We start from the raw sequence: 21,798 nt of genomic DNA, 5'->3' as shown, positions 1-21,798 counted from the left end.
GGAGCTTATTTAGCGCAGGAACGAGCATTCCCGCCAGGACAAAACGGAACCGCCCTCGGACTTCGGCGAGAAGTCCAAGGGCGGTTGCCTGAAAGGGGAGTTGCGCGGTCCTGCGCGTTACAGGGCCACACCGAGCAGTGCGTCGACGGCGCGGGAGACGAGACCGGGAGCGGAGTCGTCGGTGCCACCCTCGGCCGCCTGGAGCGCGGCCCAGCGGTCGACCGCGGCGAGCGCGGTGGGGGTGTCGAGGTCGTCGGACAGGGCCTCGCGGAGCTCCTCGACGAGCGCGTCGGCGGACGGGCCGTCGGGGCGCGACACGGCGGCGCGCCACCGGCCGAGACGCTCCATCGCGTCCTGGAGGACCTGGTCGGTCCACTCCCAGTCGTCGCGGTAGCGGTGGGAGAGCAGCGCGAGCCGGATGGCGGCCGGGTCGACGCCGTCCCGGCGGAGCTTCGAGACGAAGACCAGGTTGCCCCGGGACTTGGACATCTTCTCGCCGTCGAGGGCGACCATGCCGGCGTGGACGTACGCCTTCGCCATGGGGAACTCGCCGGTGAGGGTCTGGGCGTGGGAGGCGCCCATCTCGTGGTGCGGGAAGATCAGGTCGGAGCCGCCGCCCTGCACGTCGAAGCCCATGCCGAGGTGGTCGAGGGCGATGGCGACGCACTCGATGTGCCAGCCGGGGCGGCCGGGGCCGAGGCTCGCGCCGTCCCAGCTCGGCTCGCCCTCACGGGCGGCCATCCAGAGCATCGGGTCGAGCGGGTTCTTCTTGCCCGGACGGTCCGGGTCCCCGCCGCGCTCGGCGGAGAGGTGGCGCATCAGCTCGGTGGTGTAGTTCGAGACCTGCCCGAAGTGCGGGTCGGCGTCGACGGAGAAGTAGATGTCGCCTTCGAGCTCGTAGGCGGCTCCGGAGTCCCGGAGGCGCTCGACGAGCGGGACGATGCCGGGTATGGCTTCGACGGCGCCGATGTAGTGCTGCGGGGGCAGCATCCGCAGGGCGGTCATGTCCTCGCGGAAGAGGGCGGTCTCCCGCTCGGCGAGGCCGACCCAGTCGATGCCGTCGCGGATCGCGCGCTCCAGGAGCGGGTCGTCCACGTCCGTGACGTTCTGGACGTAGTGCACCTGCCGCTTGGTGTCGAGCCACACGCGCTGAACGAGGTCGAACGCGTTGTAGGTCGCCGCGTGACCCATGTGGGTCGCGTCGTACGGCGTGATGCCGCAGACGTAGATACGGGCGACGGGGCCGGGGGCGAGGGTCACTCGTCCACCGGTCGCGGTGTCGTGGATCCGGAGGTCGCGGCCCTTGCCGGGAAGGGCGGGGACCTCAGAAGCGGGCCAGGCATGCATGACCCGAGCGTAACCGGACAGGTGTTCCGGATACGAACCGGATCCGGGATCTTGACCTATTAGGCGCTCTTGCGGGTCGGAGGCGTGCATGTATACCCCCCAGGGGTGCATGCCCCCGGGGTGACCGTCCACAGGGATGGCCGAAACCTTTCGGTCCGGTCAGACGGGCGGCCAGGGGATCGCCGGCCACTGACCCGAGGGCTCCGGGTGCCGTCCCGTGGTCCGCAGCGCCTCCACGCGGGCGCGTACGGCCGTCACCTCGGCATCCGTGAGCAGGTCCGCCAGACGGGCGGCGAGCGGCTCTCCCGGGGCCAGGGAGCGGCCGAGGGCGTCGAGCACCCCGGCCGCCTCCGCGGGCAGCTCCTCGCCCGCCCAGCCCCACAGGAGGGTGCGCAGCTTGTCGTCGACGTGGAAGGTGACCCCGTGGTCGATGCCGTAGAGGTGTCCGCCGGGGACGGGCAGCAGGTGTCCGCCCTTCCGGTCGCCGTTGTTGATGACGGCGTCCAGGACGGCGAGCCGCCGCAGTTCGGGGGTGTCCGCGTGGACGAGGAGCGCGGTGCGGTCCTCGTCGACCTGGGCGGGCCCGACGGCCCTCCAGCCCTCGCCCGCCTCGTCGTCCTCGGTCAGGGCGAGCAGTCGTGCCTCGGGGTCGGCCTCGATCCACAGCTGGACCATGCCCTCCCCGTACGGCCCGTCGCGGAGCACGGTCGGCGGGACCAGGCCCCAGCCGGTGGCCTCGGAGATCTCGTACGCGGCGACCTCGCGCTGGGCGAGCGTGCCGTCGGGGAAGTCCCACAGCGGCTGCTCCCCCGCGACCGGCTTGTAGACGCAGGCCTCTTCCCGTCCCTCGTACGCGACGGAGCAGTAGAGCACGGCGTTGGAGGCCTCGCGGACCTGGCCCCGCACGGTCAGCTCACCGTGGGCGAGCAGCTCGGCGTCCTGGGGCGTCGGGCGGCTGCTGCTCATGCTCCGCGGCGGTATCCGTTCTGGCGCGGGCAGACATGGCCCTCGGGGTCGAGCGGCAGGCTGCACAGCGGGCACGGCGGACGGCCGGCGTTGACGACGTCCAGGGCCCGCTTCGCGAAGGCGCGGGCCTGGGCACCGCTGAGGCGGACCCGGAGCATCGGCGGGCCGTTCTCCTCGTCCTGGAGCAGCCGCTCCTCGGCCTCGGCGAGGTCCTCCTCGGATTCCACGTCGAGTTCGACGAGCGCCTGCGCCTCGACGATCATGCGCTGCTCCTCGCCGTCCCAGGCGAGCGCCATGGTGCCGACCCGGAACTCCTCCTCGACGGGTACGTCGAGGGGGGCCGTGTCGGCGACCTCGGCGGGCGCGACGGCGGGGACCGGGGCGTTGCCCCCGGTGCGGCGGACGACCTCGTCGAGGAGTTCGTCCATGCGCTCGGCGAGGGCGGCGACCTGTGTCTTCTCCAGGGCGACGCTGGTGACCCGGCCGGCGGCGGACGCCTGGAGGAAGAACGTACGGCGGCCAGGCAGCCCGACCGTACCGGCCACGAAACGCTCCGGTGGGTCGTAGAGGAACACCTGACGGGACACGTTTCCCGGCTCCCTTGCGTCTCGACAGTCGTACTACAGCGGCGCGTCCACCCTACTGCGCGAGGGGATCACGGTGCGCCCGCACCGCCCCCGACCTCAGCGGTCCCGCTGCTGTCCGGGTGCTCGCGCGGCGCGAATCCGGCGAAGTCGCCGGTGTCGCCGAGGCGGACGAGGAAGGGACGCAGGCGCGTGTAGCGGATGACGGTGACCGAGCACGGGTCGACGTGGACGCGCTGGAAGAGGTCGAGGTGGAGGCCGAGCGCGTCCGCCACGATCGACTTGACGATGTCGCCGTGCGAGCACATGACGTAGGCGGCGTCCTCGCCGTGCTCGGCCTCGATCCGCGCGTTCCAGTCGTGGACGGCGTCGACGGCGCGGGCCTGCATCGCGCGCATGGACTCGCCGCCGGGGAAGGCCGCGGCGGAGGCGTGCGCCTGGACGACCTCCATCAGGGGTTCGTCGTTGAGCTCGGCCAGCTTCCGGCCGGACCAGTCACCGTAGTCGCACTCGTTGATCCGGTCCTCGACGTGCAGCGGGAGGTCCGGACGGGCGTCGAGGAGGGGCCGTACGGTCTCCCGGCAGCGCTGGAGGGGGCTGGAGACGACGGCGGCGAGCGGGACGTCCGCGAGGCGCCCGGGGAGCGCGGCGGCCTGCGCGGCGCCCCGCTCGTCGAGGGAGATCCCGGGGGTGCGCCCGGCGAGGACCCCGGAGGTGTTGGCGGTGGAGCGTCCGTGCCGGACGAGGATCAGCGTGGCCATGGCGGCCAGCCTAGGCGGTGCCCCGGCGCTGCCGGGCGGTGCCCAGCAGTGCCCGGCGGTGCCCGGCCTCGTGGGGCCGACGGCCTCCGGGCGGATCCACGCGTGCGTCGCGAGGCCGATCGATGGAGAATACGGCGCGTGATCGTGGACTCAGCCATCTACCGGGACGGGCGCCGTACGGACGGCCCCGCCGACCTCTCCGACGCGCTCGACGAGGCGCGGGCCACCGGGGACGCCTTTCTGTGGGTGGGGCTCCACGAACCCACCGAGGCGGAATTCGACCATGTCGCCTCGGAGTTCGCGCTGCACCCGCTGGCCGTCGAGGACGCCCTCAAGGCCCACCAGCGACCCAAGCTGGAGGTCTACGACGACTCGCTGTTCGCGGTGCTCAAGCCGATCGTCTACGAGCCGGAGAGCGACCGGGTCTCCTCGGGCGAACTGATGCTCTTCATGGGCGACTCCTTCGTGGTGACCGTCCGGCACGGCGAGGGCGCTCCGCTCGCGCAGGTGCGCCGACGGCTGGAAGCCGACCCCGAGGTGCTGAAGCACGGGCCGACGGCGGTGCTGTACGCGGTGAGCGACGCGATCGTGGACCACTACCTCGATGTGGCCGGAGAGCTCCAGGTGGACCTGGAGGAGCTGGAGGCGGACGTCTTCGCGCCCACCGGCGGCAATCCGGCGAACACGGCGGAGCGGATCTACACGGCGAAGCGGCAGGTCCTGGAGTTCCGGCGGGCCAGCAGTCCGCTCGCCGGGCCGATGGCCCGGCTCACGGCCGGATCGGTGCCGTTCGTGAACGAGCTGTCACAGCCCTTCTTCCGGGACGTCAACGACCATCTGCTGCGCGCCAACGAGCAGGTGGAGGGGCTCGACCGGCTCCTGTCGGACGTGCTGTCCGCCCATCTCGCGCAGATGGGGGTGCGGCAGAACGACGACATGCGGAAGATCTCCGCCTGGGCGGCCATGGCCGCGGTCCCGACGATGGTCGCGGGCATCTACGGCATGAACTCCGACCACATGCCGGAGCTGCGCTGGGTGGGGTCGTACCCGGTGGTGGTCGTGGTGATGGCGGGCATCGTCATGACCCTGTACCGGATGTTCAAGCGGCGCGGCTGGATGTGAGCCTCGGCCCGCCGGTGCGGGTCAGAAGGCCGGTGCCGGGGTCGCGGGCCCGCCGAGGGCGTCGCGTCGCTCGGGCATCTTCAGGCCGACCATCCGGTGCCAGCCCGCGGCGCGCTCGTACGCGTACATCCCGCGGATGCCGGCGGCGAGGACGGCGGCCTTCGGGCGGGGCCAGCCCAGGATCCGTCCCATGTGCCCCATCACGGCGAGGCTGACGTCGCGGTAGACCTGGATCTCGACGAGGGCGGACTCGCGCAGGGTCCGCTGGATGAGCCGGCCGTGTCCCGCGCGCGCGAGGCGCAGCAGTTCCTCGTGGCAGTAGGCGAGGTGGTTGGCCTCGTCGTCGTCGATCATGTGGATGGCCTTGCCGAGTTCGGGGTGGTCCCCGAAGTACGTGACCAGCATGTCCATCTGGTCGGCGGCCCGTTGCTCGGTGACCCGGCTGTGGGCGAGGTAGACGACGATGTCCTGCTCGTTCAGCGGCTCGTCGCGGCGCAGCTTGTCGTGCGCGAGGCCGATGCCGCGCTGTTCGAGCAGCATCGTGTAGTCGGTGTCGGGCGGCACCGGGACGGGTTCGAGGCCGCGCTTCTTCATCAACGCGTTGAAGATCCGGCCGTGCTTGTCCTCGTCGGCTCCGTGCCGGGTGATCTTGGGGGTGAGATCCCTCATGCCGGGGGCGACGAGTGCCGCGATCCGGGCGTTCTCCCAGCCGCCCTGGGACTCTCCGCTCGCCGCGATCGAGCAGAAGAGCGCGAAGGACTCGTCGTTGTCGATGATTTCCTGGAACAGGCCCTTGGCCGTGAGCATCGCCGCCACCTCCGTGCGCATGTCCGCACTCCGTCCGGCCCCCGGGAGAACGAGTCAAGTGCGGTCCGCGGCGAGGGGCAACAGGAGGGCCGGACGACTCGGCCGAAAGAGTGAGTCCCGAGGGCGTAACCGAGGGCCCCGTGAAGCCGTTGTGCAGCGTGACGGCCGTGGCGGGGAAGACCCCCGAGCCCCCACCACGGCCGCAGAACCTCTCCCTGACGGCGCCCCCCGGGGTCACGCCAGTCCGGCTCGTTCCATCGCCTCGACGCCCGCTCGCAGCGCCGCCACCCGCTCGTCCAGGGTGAAGCCGGCCGGGGCGAGGGTCAGCGTGGTGACGCCGGCCTCCGCGTAGGCCGTCATCCGCTCGGCGATCCGCTCGACGGAGCCGAGCAGCGAGGTCTGGTCGATCAGGCTCTGCGGTACGGCCGCGGCGGCACCCGCCTTGTCACCGGCCAGGTACTTGTCCTGGATCTCGGCGGCCTCCTTCTCGTACCCCATGCGCTGTGCGAGCTGGTTGTAGAAGTTCTGCTTGCGGCTGCCCATGCCGCCGACGTAGAGCGCGGTGTACGGGCGGAACACGTCGGCGAGGGCGTCGACGTCGTCCCCCAGGGCGAGCGGCACGGTCGGACAGACGTCGAAGCCGTCCATCGTCAGACCGGCCTTCTCGCGGCCCGCGCGGATGTGCCGGAGCGCGGTCTCCTCCAGGTGGGCGGCGGAGGGGAAGATCAGCAGGGCGCCGTCGGCGATCTCGCCGGTCTGCTCCAGGTTCTTCGGGCCGATCGCGGCGATGTAGAGCGGGATGTGCTCGCGCTCCGGGTGCACGGTGAGCTTGATCGGCTTGCCGGGGCCGCCGGGGAGCGGCAGGGTCCAGTGCTCGCCCTCGTAGCTGAGGCGCTCCCGGGTCATCGCCTTGCGGACGATCTCGACGTACTCGCGGGTCCGGGCGAGCGGCTTGTCGAACTTCACGCCGTACCAGCCCTCGGAGACCTGCGGTCCGGAGACGCCGAGGCCGAGGCGGAAGCGGCCGCCGGTGAGCGAGTCGAGGGTGGCGGCTGTCATGGCCGTCATCGCGGGCTGCCGGGCCGGGATCTGCATGATCGCGGAGCCGACGTCGATCCGCTCCGTCTTCGCCGCGACCCAGGCGAGCACGGTGGGCGCGTCGGAGCCGTAGGCCTCGGCGGCCCAGCAGACGTCGTAGCCGAGGCGGTCCGCCTCCTGGGCGACGGCGAGGTTGTCGCCGTCCATGCCCGCACCCCAGTAGCCGAGGTTGATGCCGAGCCGCATGTCCACGCACCCCTTACCCATCGGTAACGTCCTTGTGGGCGGGACTCTAGCGCGCGGTCGCGGCATCCGTCAGGACGCGGTTGTCCACAGGCTCTCTCCGCGTGGTGCCCTGGCCAGTAATCTCGCGCCCATGGAGCAGAGGCATCTCGGACGTACCGGCCTGCGCGTGTCGCGCATCGGACTCGGCACCCTGACCTGGGGCCGGGACACCGACGAGCACGACGCCGCCGAGCAGTTGAAGTCGTTCTGGGACGCGGGCGGCACGCTCGTGGACACCGCCGACGTGTACGGCGGGGGCGAGGCGGAGTATCTGCTCGGCCGTCTCATGGAGCGGCTCGTGTCCCGGCAGGACCTGGTCCTGTCGACCAAGGCGGGCAGCGTGCCCGACCCCGACCGGCGTACGGACGGCTCGCGCGGGCATCTGCTCGCCGCGCTCGACGCCTCCCTCGCCCGGCTCGGCACCGACCACGTGGACCTGTGGCAGCTGCACGCCTTCGACCCGTACACACCGCTGGAGGAGTCGCTCCAGGCGCTCGACATCGCGGTACGCAGCGGGCGGGCGCGGTACGCGGGCGTGGCGAACTTCTGCGGCTGGCAGCTCGCCAAGGCGGGCACCTGGCAGCTCGGCGGGGACCGGACCCGGCTCGCGGGGGCGCAGCTGGAGTACTCGCTGCTCCAGCGGGGCGTGGAGCGCGAGGTGCTGCCGGCGGCGCAGGACCTCGGGATAGGCCTGCTGCCCTCGTCCCCGCTGGGGCGCGGGGTCCTGACGGGCAAGTACCGCAGCGGGACCCCGTCCGACTCGCGCGGCGCCTCCGAGACGATGGCGCCGTTCGTGGAGCCGTACCTGGACGAGGCCGCGAGCAGGATCGTGGACGCGGTCACGACGGCGGCCGACGGCCTCGCGACGACCCCGCTGCACGTGGCGCTCGCCTGGGTCCGCGACCGGCCCGGGGTGACCGCGCCGATCGTCGGCGCGCGCACGGCGCGCCAGCTCACGGCCGCGTTGTCGGTGGAGACCCTTAGTCTTCCTGACGAGATCTGTCGGGCGCTGGACGATGTGTCGGCGCCCGTGCACCGCTATCCGGATCACGACTGGAGCACCTTGTGACCGAGCCTTCCGGGGAGACCGCGCCCGAGGCACCCGAGGACGTGGCACCCACCGAGGACGTCCAGGAGGACGTACGGCAGGGAGCCGCCGAGCCGGAGGAGCCGGGGACGGCCGAGGAGTCGGCGTCGGCCGAGGGGCCCGCGACCGACGAGGAGCCGCCGCCGGCCGAGGAGCCAGGCGGGGCAGAGGAGCCGGACGAGCCCGCCGCGGACGGCGCGGCAGAGGAGCCGGACGAGCCCGCCGCGACCGACGACGCGACCGAGGAGTCGGCTGAGCCCGCTGGGGCCGACGCGTCTCCGGAGTCCACTGACGCCGAGGCCGCCGAAGCGGCCGACGCGGCATCCGGGGCGTCCGAGGAGCCCGGCGCGGGCGGCGACGCCGTCGCCAAGGCCTCCGACACGCCCGAGTTGAGCGACGCGCAGGCCGAGCTCGCCGCGCAGCGGGAGCTGCGGGCGAAGATCGAGGCGCGGAAGGCCGAGAAGGAAGGGCCCCTGGCGAGCGGCGCCAAGCTGAGCGGCACGGCCGCCGATCTGCTCGCGGCCGTCCGGGCCGTGGAGGGCGGCGCGGCCTCCGGCAGCGCGTTCTACGAGGCCCCGGAGCCCGCACCCCGTCGGCCCACCCCCGAAGCGGCCCCCGCCATGACGGTGCGGCCTCCCGTACCGGCGCAGGGGTCCGCCCCGGCACCCGGCACCACCGCCGCCGTGCGGGAGGTCCTGGCCAAGGGCGGCGCCCCCGAGGCGCTGGCCGGCCAGGTCGCCGCCGCGCTCGGCGAGGGCGCGCACCAGGCCCTGCTCGACGACCCCTGGCAGCTGCTCGCGGTCTCCGGGGTGCGCCCCGAGCAGGCCGACGGCTTCGCGCGGGCGCTGCTCGGCGCCGCGTGCGGCCCTGACGACCCGCGCCGGACGGTCGCCCTGACGGTGTGGCTCCTGGAGCGGGCCGCGCTCCAGGGACACACGGCGCTGGAGATCGACACCGTGCGCGCCGGACTCGCCGGGCACGCGGTGCCCGATCCCGGGTCGGCCGTCGAGGAGGCGGTGTCCGCGGGCGCGGTCCTCGTCTTCCAGGAGGAGGAGACGGCCGAGGAGGAGCCCGAAGAGGACGAGGAGTCGCCGGAGGCCGCGGAGGCCGCCGCCGAGGAGCCGGCCTCGCCCGTGCTGCTCGGGCTCGACCGGTACGCGCTCGCGGAGGAGAGCCTCGCGGACGGCCTCGCCCGGCTGGTCAGGACGGCGACAGCCGACGCCTGGGAGGGCTCCGAGCTCGCACGGGCCGCCGGGGCCCACGGCCTCGTCCTGCACACGGGCGGCGAGGCCTCCCGCGCCGAGCCGGTCGCCCTCGCCGCGGCCGCCCGCGAGCGCGGGCTGCGCACCCTGGTCGCCGTCCACGCGGACGGCGGGCGGCGCGCGCTCGGCACCGCCGGGGCGGACGCGGTGACGGTCGCAGCGCTGCTCTCCGGAGCGGCCGGGCCCGGCCGCGACGAGGAGGGTGCCTTCGCCCTGGACCTCCTGGTGGTGCTCGACGCGCCGCAGTTGGACGTGGAGACCGCCGCGATGCTCGTCGAGTCGCTGCCCGACGGCTGCCGGCTGGTGCTGAGCGGCGACCCGGCGGTTCTCGGCGCGCCGGGTGCCGGCCAGGTCTTCGGCGACGTGCTCGCGGCCCGGGTGTGCCCGCGGATCGCCTCGCGCGTGCCCGACCCGGGCCCGCTCGGCGAGCTGGTCTCGGGCGTCGGCGCCGGCGAACTGAACCAGGTCGAGGCCCCCGGCAAGGAGATCGTGATCGTCCCCGTGCGGGACGCCGGCGAGGCCGTGCACCGCACCGTCCAGCTGGTGGCCGACTCGGTGCCGCGGGCGATCGGGGTGCCGGCCGAGCAGACGCAGGTCGTCACGGTCGGCCACGGCGGCTCGGCCGGTACGCGTGCGCTGAACGCCGCGCTCAAGCAACGGCTGAACCCCGGTCCCGGCCGGTTCGGCGGTTTCGACCCCGGGGACCGGGTGGCGTACGCGGCCGTGCCGGGGCGGACGGTGACGGGCACGGTCCTGTCGGCCGACGCCGAGGGGCTGCGGCTGCGGTGCGGCGACGAGGAGCTCCTCGTACCGAAGGAGCGGGTGGAGTCGGCGCTGCGGCACGGCTGGGCGCTCACCGCGCACCAGGCGGCCGGGGCGCGGTGGCCCGCGGTGGTCGTGGTGCTGCCGGGCGACGCCGCCGGTGGGCTGAGCAGGCCGTGGGTGTACACGGCGTTCGGCCGCGCGGAGCGTCATCTGTCCGTCGTGCACGGCGTGGACCAGGCGCTGCCCCGCGCGGTGGCCGAGGGGGTGGCCCCGGAGCGTACGACGCGACTGCGGCCGCTCCTGGAAGCGCTGCTGGCCGTGCCCGAGGAGTAGGCGCGGGGCCCGGGGGCGCGGCCGGAACGCGGAACGGCGGAGGACCGGGACACCGATCGTGGTGTCCCGGCCCTCCGCCGTCTCCCCGCGTTTCGCGCTCCCCCGCGGCTCCTTCAGGAGGCGGCGCCGCCGGCCCCGCCGCCGCCGCCGTCGTCGCTGTCGCCGTCATCGCTGTCGTCGTGTTCGTCGTCGTCCTCGTCGAAGACGGAGCTGACGTCGAAGCGGCAGACGATCCGCTCCGGATCGGCGTGCTCGAAGGGGGCGTTGAGCCACTCCCCCGGTTCCGGGAGCTCCTCGGCGGCGGTGACCCACAGCGTGGAGTCGCCCTCCTCCAGGCCGAACTCCTTGTGCCGGGAGGCGATCTCGTCCGGTTCGTACTCGCCGAAGAGCACCCCGAGCGCGGCGAGCGGCGAGACCCCGGCACGGGCGCCGGGCCCGGTGGCGTCCGCCTCGCCGTCGATCTCGGCGATACGGCGGGCCTGGGCGAGGAGACGTTTCGGTTCCGCCACGGCGTAGTCGCGGCGGATCAGGAGGCTGAGTGCATGCGGTTCGTCGGGTCCGGCGTACGGCGGCAACGAACCGTCCGCTCCGGGGATCTCGAAGGGGGTGACCTCGTCGTAGCGGTCGTAGAGGAGTTCGTCGTACGCCTCGGCCGCCCCGGCGAGGGCGTTGAAGGCTTCGTAGACGTCCGGGTCGTCGTCACCCGTGCGGCGTTCGACCGCCGTGAGGTGACGGTCCAGTGCGGCCTTGACCGCCTCGGCGGCGGCACGTACCTCGGCAGCGGTGGGCTGCGCAGCATCAGACATGGGACGCACGCTATCCGTAGCGGGCCCATGCCCGCACAATAGATGCGATGCCGGAATACGAATTTGTCGACGTGTACGTGCCGCGCGGTGTCTCCCGCAAGGAGGCGACGCGGCTGCTGACCGACCATGCCGAGTACGGACACTGGGAGTTGGACCGTCTGAGCCTGCACCGGGACGGGAGCCGCAGAGTGCGGCTGAAGCGGCGGATCATCCGCCAGGTACGAGCGACCTGGTAGAGCGACGAGAAGGGGCCCCGCGGTCTGCGGGGCCCCTGTGCGTGGTGCGTCGTACGCCGCGGGTCAGGCTGCGGCGCGGGACCGGCGGTAGATCAGCGCACCGGCGAGCAGCAGACCGGCCCCGGCGGGGACGATCACGCCGAGCGGACCGGAACCGGTCTCGGCGAGCTCCTCGACGGCACGGGGCGGAGTGACGCTGTGCTCGCTCGGGGTGTTCGACCCACCGCCGTCACCGGGCCCGCCGGGAGTACCCGGGTTGCCGGGCGTACCCGGGGTTCCGGGAGTACCGGGCGTGCCCGGAGTGCCGGGCGTACCGGGGTTCCCAGGAGTCCCCGGGTTGCCAGGGTTCCCCGGATTACCGGGGTTGCCGGGGTTGCCGGGGTTCCCAGGATTCCCGGGGTTGCCCGGATTCCCGGGGTTCCCCGGATGCGTCGGCTCGATGCCGTTGCCGCAGTTGTTGCCCGCGGCGGCGTTGCCCAGGCCGATGCCCGTGATGCTGTTGCCGCACACGTTGACAGGGACGTCCACGGGCACCTGGACGTTGTTGCCGGAGCCGACGCCCGGAGAGTCGCTGGTGTGCCCGTCGGCGGAGGACCCGCCACCCGGTTTGCCGGGCTTGCCCGGGTTGGAGGTGTTGGCGCACTTGTTGCCCATCGCCGGATTGAGAAGTCCGACGACGTTGACGGTGTTTCCGCAGGCGTTCACCGGCACGTGCACCGGGACCTGGACGGAATTTCCGGACGCGACGCCCGGGGAATTCGTGGCGGCACCGTTGGCACCGGAATCGGCGTGCGCGTAACCGCCGCCTACGGCGGCGAAAACGCCGCCGGCTGCCGCAATGGTGACAAGACCCTTGCGTGTGACCTGTCGCATAGCTTGTTCCTGCCTGATCGGCTTCGAAAGAGCGCCACCGGGCGAAACGCCCGGGGCGGAAATGGCCACCGGCCCCGGAGTGCATGGCACGCACTCCGGGGCCGGACCGGCTCACACCCTCACGGGGCGAGGCTCAACGTCAGGCGTTGACGCAGGTGTTGCCGAAGGACGGGTTCAGCAGCCCGATCACGGAGACCGTGTTGCCGCACACGTTCACGGGGACGTGAACCGGCACCTGGACGACGTTGCCCGAGAGGACACCGGGGGAACCGATGGCCGCACCCTGGGCACCCGCGTCGGCAACGGCCATGCCCGCACCCGCGAGAACCAGACCGCCAGTGGCAGCCGCAGCAGCGACGACCTTCTTGATCATTATTCCTCCTAGTTGGAAATGCGGTCCCAGCCGCGGACCGCACCACCTGTAACGAGGGGGAATGGTGGGGGCTACGAGCCCCCGAGTTCATTCACTCTTTCCGGTCACACACAAACACCCGGACGAATTCCGCGTACGGCGCCGTCAGCAGGCGTCGATGAAGCGGTCGAGGACGCGGGCACCGAACTTCAGGCCGTCGACCGGGACCCGCTCGTCCACACCGTGGAACATGCCGGCGAAGTCGAGCTCCGGCGGCAGCTGGAGCGGGGCGAAGCCGAAGCAGCGGATGCCGAGGTCGTCGAAGGACTTCGCGTCGGTGCCGCCGGACAGCATGTACGGCACGGCGCGGGCGATCGGGTCCTCGGCGCGCAGCGCCAGCTGCATGGCGTCGACCAGGGCGCCGTCGAAGCTGGTCTCCAGGGCCTTGTCCCCGTGGACGTCCTCGCGCTTCACGTTCGGGCCGAGGATCCGGTCGAGGTCGGCGAGGAACTCCTGCTCGTAACCGGGCAGGAAGCGTCCGTCGACGTGCGCGGTGGCCTGGCCGGGGATCACGTTCACTTTGTAGCCGGCGCCGAGCATGGTCGGGGCGGCCGAGTTCCGCAGGGTGGCGCCGACCATCTTGGCGATGCCGCCGAGCTTGGCGAGGGTGCCGTCCATGTCCTCGGGGTCGAGGGGGGTGCCCAGCGCGTCGGAGAGCTCGTCCAGGAAGGAGCGGACGGTCTTGGTGACCCGTACCGGCCACTGGTGACGGCCGAGCCGGCCGACGGCCTCGCAGAGCTCGGTGATGGCGTTGTCGTCATTGGTCATCGAGCCGTGGCCGGCCGTGCCCTCGACGGTCAGGCGCATCCAGTGCATGCCCTTCTGGGCGGTCTCGACCAGGTAGAGCCGCAGGTTCTCGTTCACGGTGAAGGAGAAGCCGCCGACCTCGCCGATGGCCTCGGTGACCCCGTCGAAGAGGTCCCGGTGCTTGTCGACCAGGTGCCGGGCGCCGTAGGTGCCGCCGGCCTCCTCGTCGGCGAGGAAGGCGAGGACGATGTCGCGCGGGGGCTTGCGGCCGCTGCGCAGCCGGTCCCGTACGACCGCGAGGGTCATCGCGTCCATGTCCTTCATGTCGACGGCGCCACGGCCCCAGACGCAGCCGTCGGCGATCTCGCCCGAGAAGGGGTGGTGGGTCCAGTCCTCGGCGTTGGCCGGGACGACGTCGGTGTGGCCGTGGATGAGCAGGGCGGGCCGCGACGGGTCCTCACCCTCGATGCGGGCGACGGTGGAGGCCCGCCCCTGGTGCGACTCGATGACCTTGGGCTCGAGTCCGACCTCCGCGAGCTTCTCGGCGATGTACTCCGCCGCCGCCCGCTCCCCCGGGCCGGAGTGGTCGCCGTAGTTGCTGGTGTCGATGCGGATGAGGTCGCGACAGAGGTCCACGACCTCGTTCTCGGCGGTGATGCTTCGGCCCGTGTTCGACTCGCTCACGCTGCTTCCTCCCACTACGTGCCCCACGTGATTGCTTCGGTCCTCGCCCCATCCTCCCGCGTCGCCCCCTCCCGGCCCAAGGGCGGCCCTCGGCCGACATGCGGCCGTCACACGTCGGGGGCGCCCCGGGGTGGTGATCTGCCACCCCGAATGTTTGCTATGGTTTTCCTCGTCGGAAGGGCCCAGCGGCCAGGAAGACAGACACCTTGTCCGGGTGGCGGAATGGCAGACGCGCTAGCTTGAGGTGCTAGTGCCCTTTATCGGGCGTGGGGGTTCAAGTCCCCCCTCGGACACCACACGAAGTCCCGGTCGATCTCATCGACCGGGACTTTCGGCATGAGCATGTGTACGTGTACGTGTACGTGCGGTCACGAGGCGGAGCCGTGAGACGGAGAGCGAAGGCGCCGGTCGCGCCCTTGCCGCAGCGGGACGGGATCGATCCCGTGCGGCTGCGGCTGCCGGAGGACCCGGGTGGGGTCTGGGGGACCGTGCGGGAGCATCTGCTCGACCGGTACGGGGTGGCCGTCGGGTCCGGGCGGATCGAGGAGATGCTCGGCGAGGGCCGGTTCGTCGGGGTCGACGGGCCGGTGGCCGGGGACGATCCGTACACCGTGGGCCGGTATCTCTGGTTCCACCGGGACTTTCCCGTGGAGGAGCCGGTGCCGTTCCCGGTCGGGGTGGTGTACCGGGACGAGCGGATCGTCGTGGCCGACAAGCCGCATTTCCTGTCGACCATGCCCCGGGGGCGGCACGTCACGGAGACCGCGCTCGCGCGGCTGCGGCGGGAGCTGGGGCTCGCGCAGCTCCAGCCGGCGCACCGGCTCGACCGGCTGACGGCGGGGCTCGTGCTGTGCGTCGTACGGCCGGAGGACCGGGGGGCGTACCAGACGCTGTTCCGGGACCGGCTGGTGCGCAAGGAGTACGAGGCGGTGGCGCCGTACGAGCCGGGGGTGGAGCTGCCGGTGACGGTGCGCAGCCGGATCGAGAAGGAGCGCGGGGTGATGGCCGCCCGGGAGGTGCCGGGCGAGCCGAACGCCGAGAGCCGGATCGAGCTCGTCGGACACGCGGGAGGGCTCGGGCGGTACCGGCTGGTGCCCGTCACCGGGCGGACCCATCAGCTGCGGGTGCACATGAACGCCCTGGGGCTGCCGATCCTGGACGATCCGATCTATCCGGTGGTCCGTGAGGACGGGCCGGAGGACTTCCGGCGTCCGCTGCGACTGCTGGCGCGGACGCTGGAGTTCACCGACCCGTTCACGGGTCAGGAGGCGCGCTTCGAGAGCCGGCTGGCTCTCAGTGGCCCCGCTTGATCCAGTCCTCCAGATGCGGGGCCTCGGCTCCGATCGTGGTGGTGTCGCCGTGGCCGGTGCGGACCACCGTCTCCGGCGGGAGGGTGAGGAGCTTCGCGCGGATCGAGTCGACGATCGTCGGGAAGTCCGAGAAGGACCGGCCGGTGGCGCCGGGGCCGCCCTGGAAGAGGGTGTCGCCGGTGAAGACCGTGCCCAGGTCGGGGGCGTGGAGGCAGATGCCGCCGGGGGCGTGGCCCGGGGTGTGCAGGACCGTGAGGTCGGTGCCGGCGATGGTGAGGACCTGGCCGTCGGCGAGTTCGCCGTCGGGGCTGTGGTCGGGGTGGGTCTGCTTCCACAGCGGCTGGTCGGCGGGGTGGAGCAGGATGCGGGCGCCGGTGGCGGCCGCGAGCGCCGGGGCCGCGTCGATGTGGTCGTTGTGTGCGTGGGTGCAGACGATGGCGCGCAGGGTGCGGCCGTCGAGCGCGGCGAGGATGGCCTCGGCGTCGTGGGCGGCGTCGATGACGATCGCCTCGGTGTCGTCGCCGACGATCCAGACGTTGTTGTCGACGTCCCAGGTGCCGCCGTCGAGGCTGAAGGTGCCGGAGGTGACGAGGTGGTCGATGCGGGCGGCCATCAGAACACCACCACCGAGCGCAGGACGTCGCCCTCGTGCATGCGGCCGAAGGCCTTCTCGACGTCGCCGAGGCCGATGGTCTCGGTGACGAAGGCGGCGAGGTCGATGCGGCCCTGCTGGTGCAGGTCGACGAGCATCGGGAAGTCGCGGGAGGGCAGGCAGTCGCCGTACCAGGAGGACTTGAGCGCGCCGCCGCGGCCGAAGACGTCGAGGAGCGGGAGTTCGAGCTTCATCTCGGGGGTGGGGACGCCGACGAGGACGACGGTTCCGGCGAGGTCGCGGGCGTAGAAGGCCTGCTGGTACGTCTCGGGGCGGCCGACGGCCTCGATGACGACGTCGGCGCCGAAGCCGCCGGTGAGCTCGCGGATCGCCTCGACGGGGTCGGTGGAGCGGGAGTTGACGGTGTGGGTCGCGCCCATCGCCTTCGCCGTCTCCAGCTTCCGGTCGTCGATGTCGACGGCGATGATCTTCGCGGCTCCGGCGAGGCGGGAGCCGACGATCGCCGCGTCACCGACGCCGCCGCAGCCGATGACGGCGACGGTGTCGCCGCGGCCGACGTTTCCGGTGTTGATGGCGGCGCCGATGCCGGCCATCACGCCACAGCCGAGGAGGCCCGCGACCTCGGGGGCGACGGCGGGGTCGACCTTGGTGCACTGGCCGGAGGCCACGAGGGTCTTCTCGGCGAAGGCGCCGATGCCGAGGGCCGGGGAGAGCTCCGTACCTCCCCCGTAGCCTCCGGCACGGGAGGTGCCCCCAAGCAGGGTCATCCGCTGCTTGGCGTTGTGCGTGTCGAAGCAGTACCAGGGGCGGCCGCGCAGACAGGCGCGGCACTGGCCGCACACCGCACGCCAGTTGAGGATCACGAAGTCGCCGGGCTCGACGTCGGTGACGCCCTCGCCGACCGACTCGACGATTCCGGCGGCCTCGTGGCCGAGCAGGAAGGGGAACTCGTCGTTGATCGCGCCCTGCTTGTAGTGGAGATCGGTGTGGCAGACGCCACAGGCCTGGATCTTCACGACGGCCTCACCGGGGCCGGGGTCCGGGATCACGATCGTCTCGACCCGTACCGGTTCGTTCCTGCCGGGGGCGATGACCCCCTGGACGTGCTGCGGCATCGCGAACTTCCCTTCCTCCGACCGGATCTTGTAAGGCTCTTGCGTACCACTATCTCCTGACAAAAGGCGAGACCCCCGCAGGCGGTGCCTGCGGGGGTCCCGACCCTGTCCCGTGGGGGGAGGTCAGTCGCGGTTCGCCGCGGCGGTCGTACGGACCCGCTTGCGGACGAGGAACCAGCCGCCGACGAGGGCCGCCGCGATGAGCGGCAGACAGTTGACGGTGGTACGGCTGATGCCGCCGTCCATCCACATGAGGACGAGGACGGAGCCGAGGAAGACGAGGGTCACGATCTGGGTGTACGGGGCCCAGGGCAGGTTGTAGCCGGGGCGGGTGAGCTTGCCCTGCTCGGCGTTGCGCCAGAACAGCAGCGAGCAGACCATGATCATGGCCCAGGTGCCGATGATGCCGATGGAGGCGAAGTTGAGGACCAGTTCGAAGGCCTCTCCGGGCATCACGTAGTTGAGCGCGACGCCCATGACGCCGAAGGCGGCGGTGAGCAGGATGCCGCCGTAGGGGACGCCGCCCTTGTTCATGACGCCGGTGAACTTCGGCGCGGAGCCGGAGAGCGACATGGAGCGCAGGATGCGGCCGGTGGAGTAGAGGCCCGAGTTGAGGCTGGAGAGCGCGGCCGTGAGGACGACCAGGTTCATCACGCCGGCGGCGCCGGGGATGCCCAGCTTGTCGAAGACGGTGACGAAGGGGCTCTGGTCTCCGGAGTACGCGGTGTACGGGAGGATCAGCGCGAGCAGGACGACGGAGCCGACGTAGAAGAGGCCCACGCGCCACATGATCGAGTTGATCGCCTTCGGCATGATCTTCTCGGGGTTCTCGGTCTCGCCGGCGGCGACGCCGCACAGCTCGACGGAGGCGTAGGCGAAGACGACGCCCTGGATGAGCAGCAGCATCGGCATCATGCCGTTGGGGAAGATGCCGCCGTTGTCGCTGATGTTCGCGAGGCCCGGGGTGTGGCCGCCGACGTCGTGCGAGGTCACGACGAGGAAGATGCCGATCAGCATGAAGGCGACGAGGGCGCCGACCTTGATGATCGCGAACCAGAACTCCATCTCACCGAAGTACTTCACGGAGATGAGGTTGGCGGCGAGGACGACCGCGAGGGCGATCAGCGCGAGAATCCACTGCGGGACGTCGCTGAACATCGACCAGAAGTGGGCGTAGGTCGCGGCCGCGGTGATGTCGGCGACGGCGGTGGTCGACCAGTTGAGGAAGTACAGCCAGCCGGCCGTGTAGGCGCCCTTCTCGCCCATGAACTCACGGGCGTAGGAGACGAAGGCACCGGACGAGGGGCGGTAGAGCACGAGCTCACCGAGGGCCCGCACGACGAAGAAGGCGAAGACGCCGCAGACCGCGTACGCGATGAAGAGGGAGGGGCCCGCCTGGGACATCCGGCCACCGGCGCCCAGGAAGAGGCCGGTGCCGATCGCGCCGCCGATGGCGATCATGTTGATGTGGCGGGACTTGAGGTCCTTGCGGTATCCGGCGTCGCCGGCGTCGACGTGGGGGGCGGCCGGGTTCGCCTTGGCGGCGGACAGCGGGTCGGCCGCGATGACGCGGTCACTCATGGAGTTGTTCGCCTTCGTGAGGGGGCTGTGCGGTACCCGGCCGTGCCTGGTGGGGGTCTCCCCGGCACGGCCAGCGCACATCCTCACGGCAAGGGGCGGTAACTGACTGTGGCGCATGTCACTGAACGCCCATATTTGAGCTAGTTCAGAGCTTTACCGGCGCGTAAGTCTCTCGTGGGCTCCGCGTCACCGCGGTGTGTCACCGCGCCGTGTCACCGCGGGGTGTCACGGAGCGAGAACGTCCAGTTCCTGGAGGGCGCCGACCGCGATCTGGCGGGTGAGCTCCTCGGCGCGGTTCGCGTCCCGCTCCCGTACGGCCTCCGCGACCTGGACGTGGAGGGTGACGGCGGCCGGGTCGGGGTCCTCGAACATCACGTGGTGATGGGTGCGGCCGGTGAGGACCTCGGCGACGACGTCGCCGAGGCGGGCGAACATCTCGTTCCCCGAGGCGTTGAGCACGACCCGGTGGAAGGCGATGTCGTGGACGAGGTACTCCTCCAGGCGCCGGCCGCGCGAGGTGGCGACCATGCCGAGGGCGTGCTCGGTGAGCTCGCGGCACTGCTCGGGGGTGGCGTTCTCGGCGGCCAGGCCGGCGGCGACCGGTTCGACGGCCGAGCGGAGCACGGTGAGCGAACGGAGCTGGCGGGGCCGGTCGGCGCCCGCGAGGCGCCAGCGGATGACCTGGGGGTCGTACACGTTCCAGCCGGCGATGGGGAGGACGGTCACGCCGACGCGGCGGCGGGACTCGACGAGGCGCATGGACTCCAGGACGCGGACGACCTCGCGGACCACGGTCCGGGACACGTCGAAGCGCTGGGCGAGCTCGTCGGTGCGCAGCACCGTGCCGGGCGGGTACTCCCCGGCGGTGATCGCGAGGCCCAGGGTGGCGAGGACGTGCGAGTGGAGCCCCTGGGCCGGTGTCGTCATGGTGGCAAGCCTATGCGCGCTCACGGGGATGATCACATCGGGAATTAAAAGTACTACTTTTACGTCACAGCCTCTTGAATACGTCGTACCCAATGGGTTTCATGGGCGCGACGGATCGATGTCGAAGAAGACAGCGAGGCACCACCCATGAGCACCACCCCCCAGCCCAGGACGAGGACGGTCGTCGTCGTGATGGGCGTCGCCGGGACCGGCAAGACCACGATCGGCCCGCTGGTCGCCGAAGCCCTCGGCCTTCCGTACGCGGAGGGCGACGACTTCCACCCGGCGGCGAACGTGGCCAAGATGTCGGCCGGCATCCCCCTGGACGACAGCGACCGCGAGCCCTGGCTGGACGCCATCGGCGCGTGGGCGCACGACCGGGCCGGGCTCGGCGGTGTGGTGAGCAGCTCCGCGCTGAAGCGCAGCTACCGGGACCGGCTCCGCGCCGCGGCCCCCGGTGTGGTCTTCCTTCATCTGACCGGTGACCGGGAGCTGATCGAGCGGCGCATGGGGGCCCGCAAGGGCCACTTCATGCCGACGGCGCTCCTCGACTCCCAGTTCGCCACCCTGCAGCCGCTGCAGGAGGACGAGGCCGGCGTCGCCGTCGACGTCTCCGGCACCCCCGAGGAGATCGCCGCCCGGGCCGCCGCCGCGCTGCGCGCCCTCGCCGGCTGATCTCCGTCTTCCGTCCCCCGTTCCCCCGCTCGTACGAAGGACACACCGTGCCCAGTCTCAGCGTCGAGATCCTGGCAGCGGACGCCGCCGAACCGATCACCTCGGCAGGCAACGCCCAGCTCGGCATCGCCGTACTCGCCGGCATCGCCGTCATCGTCCTGCTCATCACCAAGTTCAAGCTGCACGCGTTCCTGGCGCTGACCATCGGGTCGCTCGCCCTCGGCGCGTTCGCCGGTGCGCCGCTCGCGGACACCATCAAGTCGTTCACCACCGGCCTCGGCAACACCGTCGCCGGCGTGGGCGTCCTGATCGCCCTCGGCGCGATGCTCGGCAAGCTGCTCGCCGACTCGGGCGGCGCCGACCAGATCGTCGACACCATCCTGGCGAAGGCGAGCGGCCGGGCGATGCCCTGGGCCATGGTGCTCATCGCGTCGGTGATCGGTCTGCCGCTCTTCTTCGAGGTCGGCATCGTGCTGCTGATCCCGGTCGTCCTCATGGTCGCCAAGCGCGGCAACTACTCCCTGATGCGGATCGGCATCCCGGCCCTCGCCGGACTGTCCGTGATGCACGGCCTCATCCCGCCGCACCCCGGCCCGCTCGTCGCGATCGACGCCGTCGGTGCCAACCTGGGCGTCACCCTCGCCCTCGGCCTCGTCGTCGCCATACCGACCGTGATCATCGCCGGACCGGTCTTCTCCCGGTACGCCGCCCGCTGGGTCGACGTCCCCGCCCCCGAGACCATGATCCCGGCCCGTCCCTCCGAGGACCTGGAGAAGCGTCCCGGCTTCGGCGTCACCGTCGCGACCGTGATGCTGCCCGTCGTCCTCATGCTGGTGAAGGCGCTCGTCGACATCGTCGTCGACGACCCGGAGAACGGCGTCCAGAAGGTCACCGACGTCATCGGCTCCCCGCTGATCGCGCTGCTCGCGGCCGTCATGGTCGCGCTGTTCACCCTGGGCCGGGCGGCCGGCTTCACCAAGGAGCGGCTGTCCTCGACCATCGAGAAGTCCCTCGCCCCGATCGCGGGCATCCTGCTGATCGTCGGCGCGGGCGGCGGCTTCAAGCAGACCCTCATCGACATCGGCGTCGGACAGATGATCCTGGACTTCTCCAAGGACTGGTCCATCCCGGCGCTGCTGCTCGCCTGGCTGATCGCGGTCGCGATCCGGCTGGCGACGGGCTCCGCGACGGTGGCGACGATCTCGGCGGCGGGCCTCGTGGCTCCGCTGGCGGAGGGCATGTCGACGAGTGAGACGGCGCTGCTCGTCCTCGCGATCGGTGCGGGTTCGCTCTTCTTCAGCCACGTCAACGACGCCGGGTTCTGGCTGGTCAAGGAGTACTTCGGCATGACCGTCGGCCAGACGATCAAGACCTGGTCGGTGATGGAGACGATCATCTCGGTCGTGGGCATCGTGTTCGTGCTGCTGCTGTCGCTGGTGTTGTAGCCCGGCGGAATCCGGAG

Annotated in this window: 21 protein-coding genes and 1 tRNA gene; 8 read left to right on the top strand and 14 right to left on the bottom strand. The window is 71.8% G+C overall.

Annotated features, from left to right (window positions below):
- Window positions 1-117 precede the first annotated feature (117 nt).
- The 4 genes from mshC to N5875_RS30965 form a co-directional block, all read right to left on the bottom strand.
- A complete protein-coding gene (gene mshC / locus N5875_RS30980) occupies window positions 118-1,347 on the bottom strand; it encodes a cysteine--1-D-myo-inosityl 2-amino-2-deoxy-alpha-D-glucopyranoside ligase (RefSeq protein ID WP_338497471.1) in 1,230 nt (409 codons plus the stop codon).
- A 159-nt stretch (window positions 1,348-1,506) separates the two neighbouring features.
- Window positions 1,507-2,313, bottom strand: a complete 807-nt coding sequence (locus N5875_RS30975; RefSeq protein WP_318206917.1) for an SCO1664 family protein — start codon at window positions 2,311-2,313, stop codon at window positions 1,507-1,509.
- Window positions 2,310-2,900 (bottom strand): DUF3090 domain-containing protein, encoded by a 591-nt coding sequence (locus tag N5875_RS30970; RefSeq protein ID WP_030315944.1) that lies wholly within the window; start codon window positions 2,898-2,900, stop codon window positions 2,310-2,312. The genes N5875_RS30975 and N5875_RS30970 overlap by 4 nt, the downstream gene beginning before the upstream one ends.
- A 68-nt stretch (window positions 2,901-2,968) precedes the next feature.
- Entirely contained in the window at window positions 2,969-3,658 is a 690-nt protein-coding gene (locus N5875_RS30965; protein ID WP_318206918.1) for a histidine phosphatase family protein, read from the bottom strand.
- A gap of 129 nt (window positions 3,659-3,787) precedes the next feature.
- Here N5875_RS30965 and N5875_RS30960 point away from each other — a divergent pair, with 129 nt between their 5' ends.
- On the top strand, window positions 3,788-4,780 hold the full coding sequence (locus N5875_RS30960; RefSeq protein WP_338499317.1) for a magnesium and cobalt transport protein CorA: 993 nt from the start codon (window positions 3,788-3,790) through the stop codon (window positions 4,778-4,780).
- A gap of 21 nt (window positions 4,781-4,801) precedes the next feature.
- Here the strand turns inward: N5875_RS30960 and N5875_RS30955 are convergent, their stop codons facing one another.
- Together N5875_RS30955 and N5875_RS30950 are read right to left on the bottom strand one after the other, a co-directional pair.
- Window positions 4,802-5,587, bottom strand: coding sequence for a ferritin-like domain-containing protein (locus N5875_RS30955; RefSeq protein ID WP_318207368.1), 786 nt, complete (start codon window positions 5,585-5,587; stop codon window positions 4,802-4,804).
- Between the two features lie 234 nt (window positions 5,588-5,821).
- A complete protein-coding gene (locus N5875_RS30950; RefSeq protein WP_030315937.1) occupies window positions 5,822-6,871 on the bottom strand; it encodes an LLM class F420-dependent oxidoreductase in 1,050 nt (349 codons plus the stop codon).
- A 130-nt stretch (window positions 6,872-7,001) separates the two neighbouring features.
- On the opposite strand from N5875_RS30950, the gene N5875_RS30945 reads away from it, so the two are divergent.
- Window positions 7,002-7,979: an aldo/keto reductase gene (locus tag N5875_RS30945; RefSeq protein WP_318206919.1), complete on the top strand. Its 978-nt coding sequence runs from the start codon at window positions 7,002-7,004 to the stop codon at window positions 7,977-7,979.
- Window positions 7,976-10,357 (top strand): helix-hairpin-helix domain-containing protein, encoded by a 2,382-nt coding sequence (locus N5875_RS30940; protein ID WP_338497469.1) that lies wholly within the window; start codon window positions 7,976-7,978, stop codon window positions 10,355-10,357. The genes N5875_RS30945 and N5875_RS30940 overlap by 4 nt, the downstream gene beginning before the upstream one ends.
- Before the next feature lie 113 nt (window positions 10,358-10,470).
- On the opposite strand, the gene N5875_RS30935 is transcribed toward N5875_RS30940, so the two are convergent.
- Window positions 10,471-11,163, bottom strand: a complete 693-nt coding sequence (locus N5875_RS30935) for a hypothetical protein (protein WP_338497467.1) — start codon at window positions 11,161-11,163, stop codon at window positions 10,471-10,473.
- Window positions 11,164-11,210: 47 nt separating this feature from the next.
- On the opposite strand from N5875_RS30935, the gene N5875_RS30930 reads away from it, so the two are divergent.
- A complete protein-coding gene (locus tag N5875_RS30930; RefSeq protein WP_015032473.1) occupies window positions 11,211-11,399 on the top strand; it encodes a DUF5703 family protein in 189 nt (62 codons plus the stop codon).
- Window positions 11,400-11,462: 63 nt separating this feature from the next.
- Here the strand turns inward: N5875_RS30930 and N5875_RS30925 are convergent, their stop codons facing one another.
- The 3 genes from N5875_RS30925 to N5875_RS30915 all read right to left on the bottom strand — a co-directional run bounded on the left by N5875_RS30925 (window position 11,463) and on the right by N5875_RS30915 (window position 14,115).
- Window positions 11,463-12,272, bottom strand: a complete 810-nt coding sequence (locus N5875_RS30925; RefSeq protein WP_318206922.1) for a chaplin — start codon at window positions 12,270-12,272, stop codon at window positions 11,463-11,465.
- Window positions 12,273-12,411: 139 nt separating this feature from the next.
- A complete protein-coding gene (gene chpH / locus N5875_RS30920; RefSeq protein ID WP_318206923.1) occupies window positions 12,412-12,645 on the bottom strand; it encodes a chaplin ChpH in 234 nt (77 codons plus the stop codon).
- Between the two features lie 144 nt (window positions 12,646-12,789).
- Window positions 12,790-14,115 (bottom strand): M20/M25/M40 family metallo-hydrolase, encoded by a 1,326-nt coding sequence (locus tag N5875_RS30915; RefSeq protein ID WP_318206924.1) that lies wholly within the window; start codon window positions 14,113-14,115, stop codon window positions 12,790-12,792.
- A gap of 208 nt (window positions 14,116-14,323) precedes the next feature.
- Between N5875_RS30915 and N5875_RS30910 the strand changes: the two genes are divergently transcribed.
- Window positions 14,324-14,411, top strand: a tRNA-Leu gene (locus N5875_RS30910).
- A gap of 87 nt (window positions 14,412-14,498) precedes the next feature.
- Complete coding sequence (locus tag N5875_RS30905) at window positions 14,499-15,425, top strand: pseudouridine synthase (protein ID WP_318206925.1); 927 nt, start codon at window positions 14,499-14,501, stop codon at window positions 15,423-15,425.
- On the opposite strand, the gene N5875_RS30900 is transcribed toward N5875_RS30905, so the two are convergent.
- The 4 genes from N5875_RS30900 to N5875_RS30885 form a co-directional block, all read right to left on the bottom strand.
- Entirely contained in the window at window positions 15,409-16,038 is a 630-nt protein-coding gene (locus tag N5875_RS30900; protein WP_318206926.1) for an MBL fold metallo-hydrolase, read from the bottom strand. The two genes, N5875_RS30905 and N5875_RS30900, sit on opposite strands and share 17 nt — an antisense overlap.
- Entirely contained in the window at window positions 16,038-17,153 is a 1,116-nt protein-coding gene (locus N5875_RS30895) for an S-(hydroxymethyl)mycothiol dehydrogenase (RefSeq protein WP_338497461.1), read from the bottom strand. The genes N5875_RS30900 and N5875_RS30895 overlap by 1 nt, the downstream gene beginning before the upstream one ends.
- 123 nt (window positions 17,154-17,276) lie before the next feature.
- Window positions 17,277-18,734, bottom strand: coding sequence for an amino acid permease (locus N5875_RS30890; protein ID WP_318206928.1), 1,458 nt, complete (start codon window positions 18,732-18,734; stop codon window positions 17,277-17,279).
- 225 nt (window positions 18,735-18,959) lie between these two features.
- A complete protein-coding gene (locus tag N5875_RS30885) occupies window positions 18,960-19,661 on the bottom strand; it encodes an FCD domain-containing protein (RefSeq protein ID WP_338497459.1) in 702 nt (233 codons plus the stop codon).
- 147 nt (window positions 19,662-19,808) lie between these two features.
- On the opposite strand from N5875_RS30885, the gene N5875_RS30880 reads away from it, so the two are divergent.
- Both N5875_RS30880 and N5875_RS30875 read left to right on the top strand, forming a co-directional pair.
- Window positions 19,809-20,336, top strand: a complete 528-nt coding sequence (locus N5875_RS30880; RefSeq protein WP_318206930.1) for a gluconokinase — start codon at window positions 19,809-19,811, stop codon at window positions 20,334-20,336.
- A gap of 47 nt (window positions 20,337-20,383) precedes the next feature.
- A complete protein-coding gene (locus N5875_RS30875) occupies window positions 20,384-21,781 on the top strand; it encodes a gluconate:H+ symporter (protein WP_318206931.1) in 1,398 nt (465 codons plus the stop codon).
- Window positions 21,782-21,798: the final 17 nt, after the last annotated feature.

Source organism: Streptomyces sp. SJL17-4, assembly GCF_036826855.1.
Taxonomy (GTDB): Bacteria; Actinomycetota; Actinomycetes; order Streptomycetales; family Streptomycetaceae; genus Streptomyces.
Note: the sequence above shows the minus strand (reverse complement) of the source record. Positions and strands in the feature narration are given on the sequence as shown.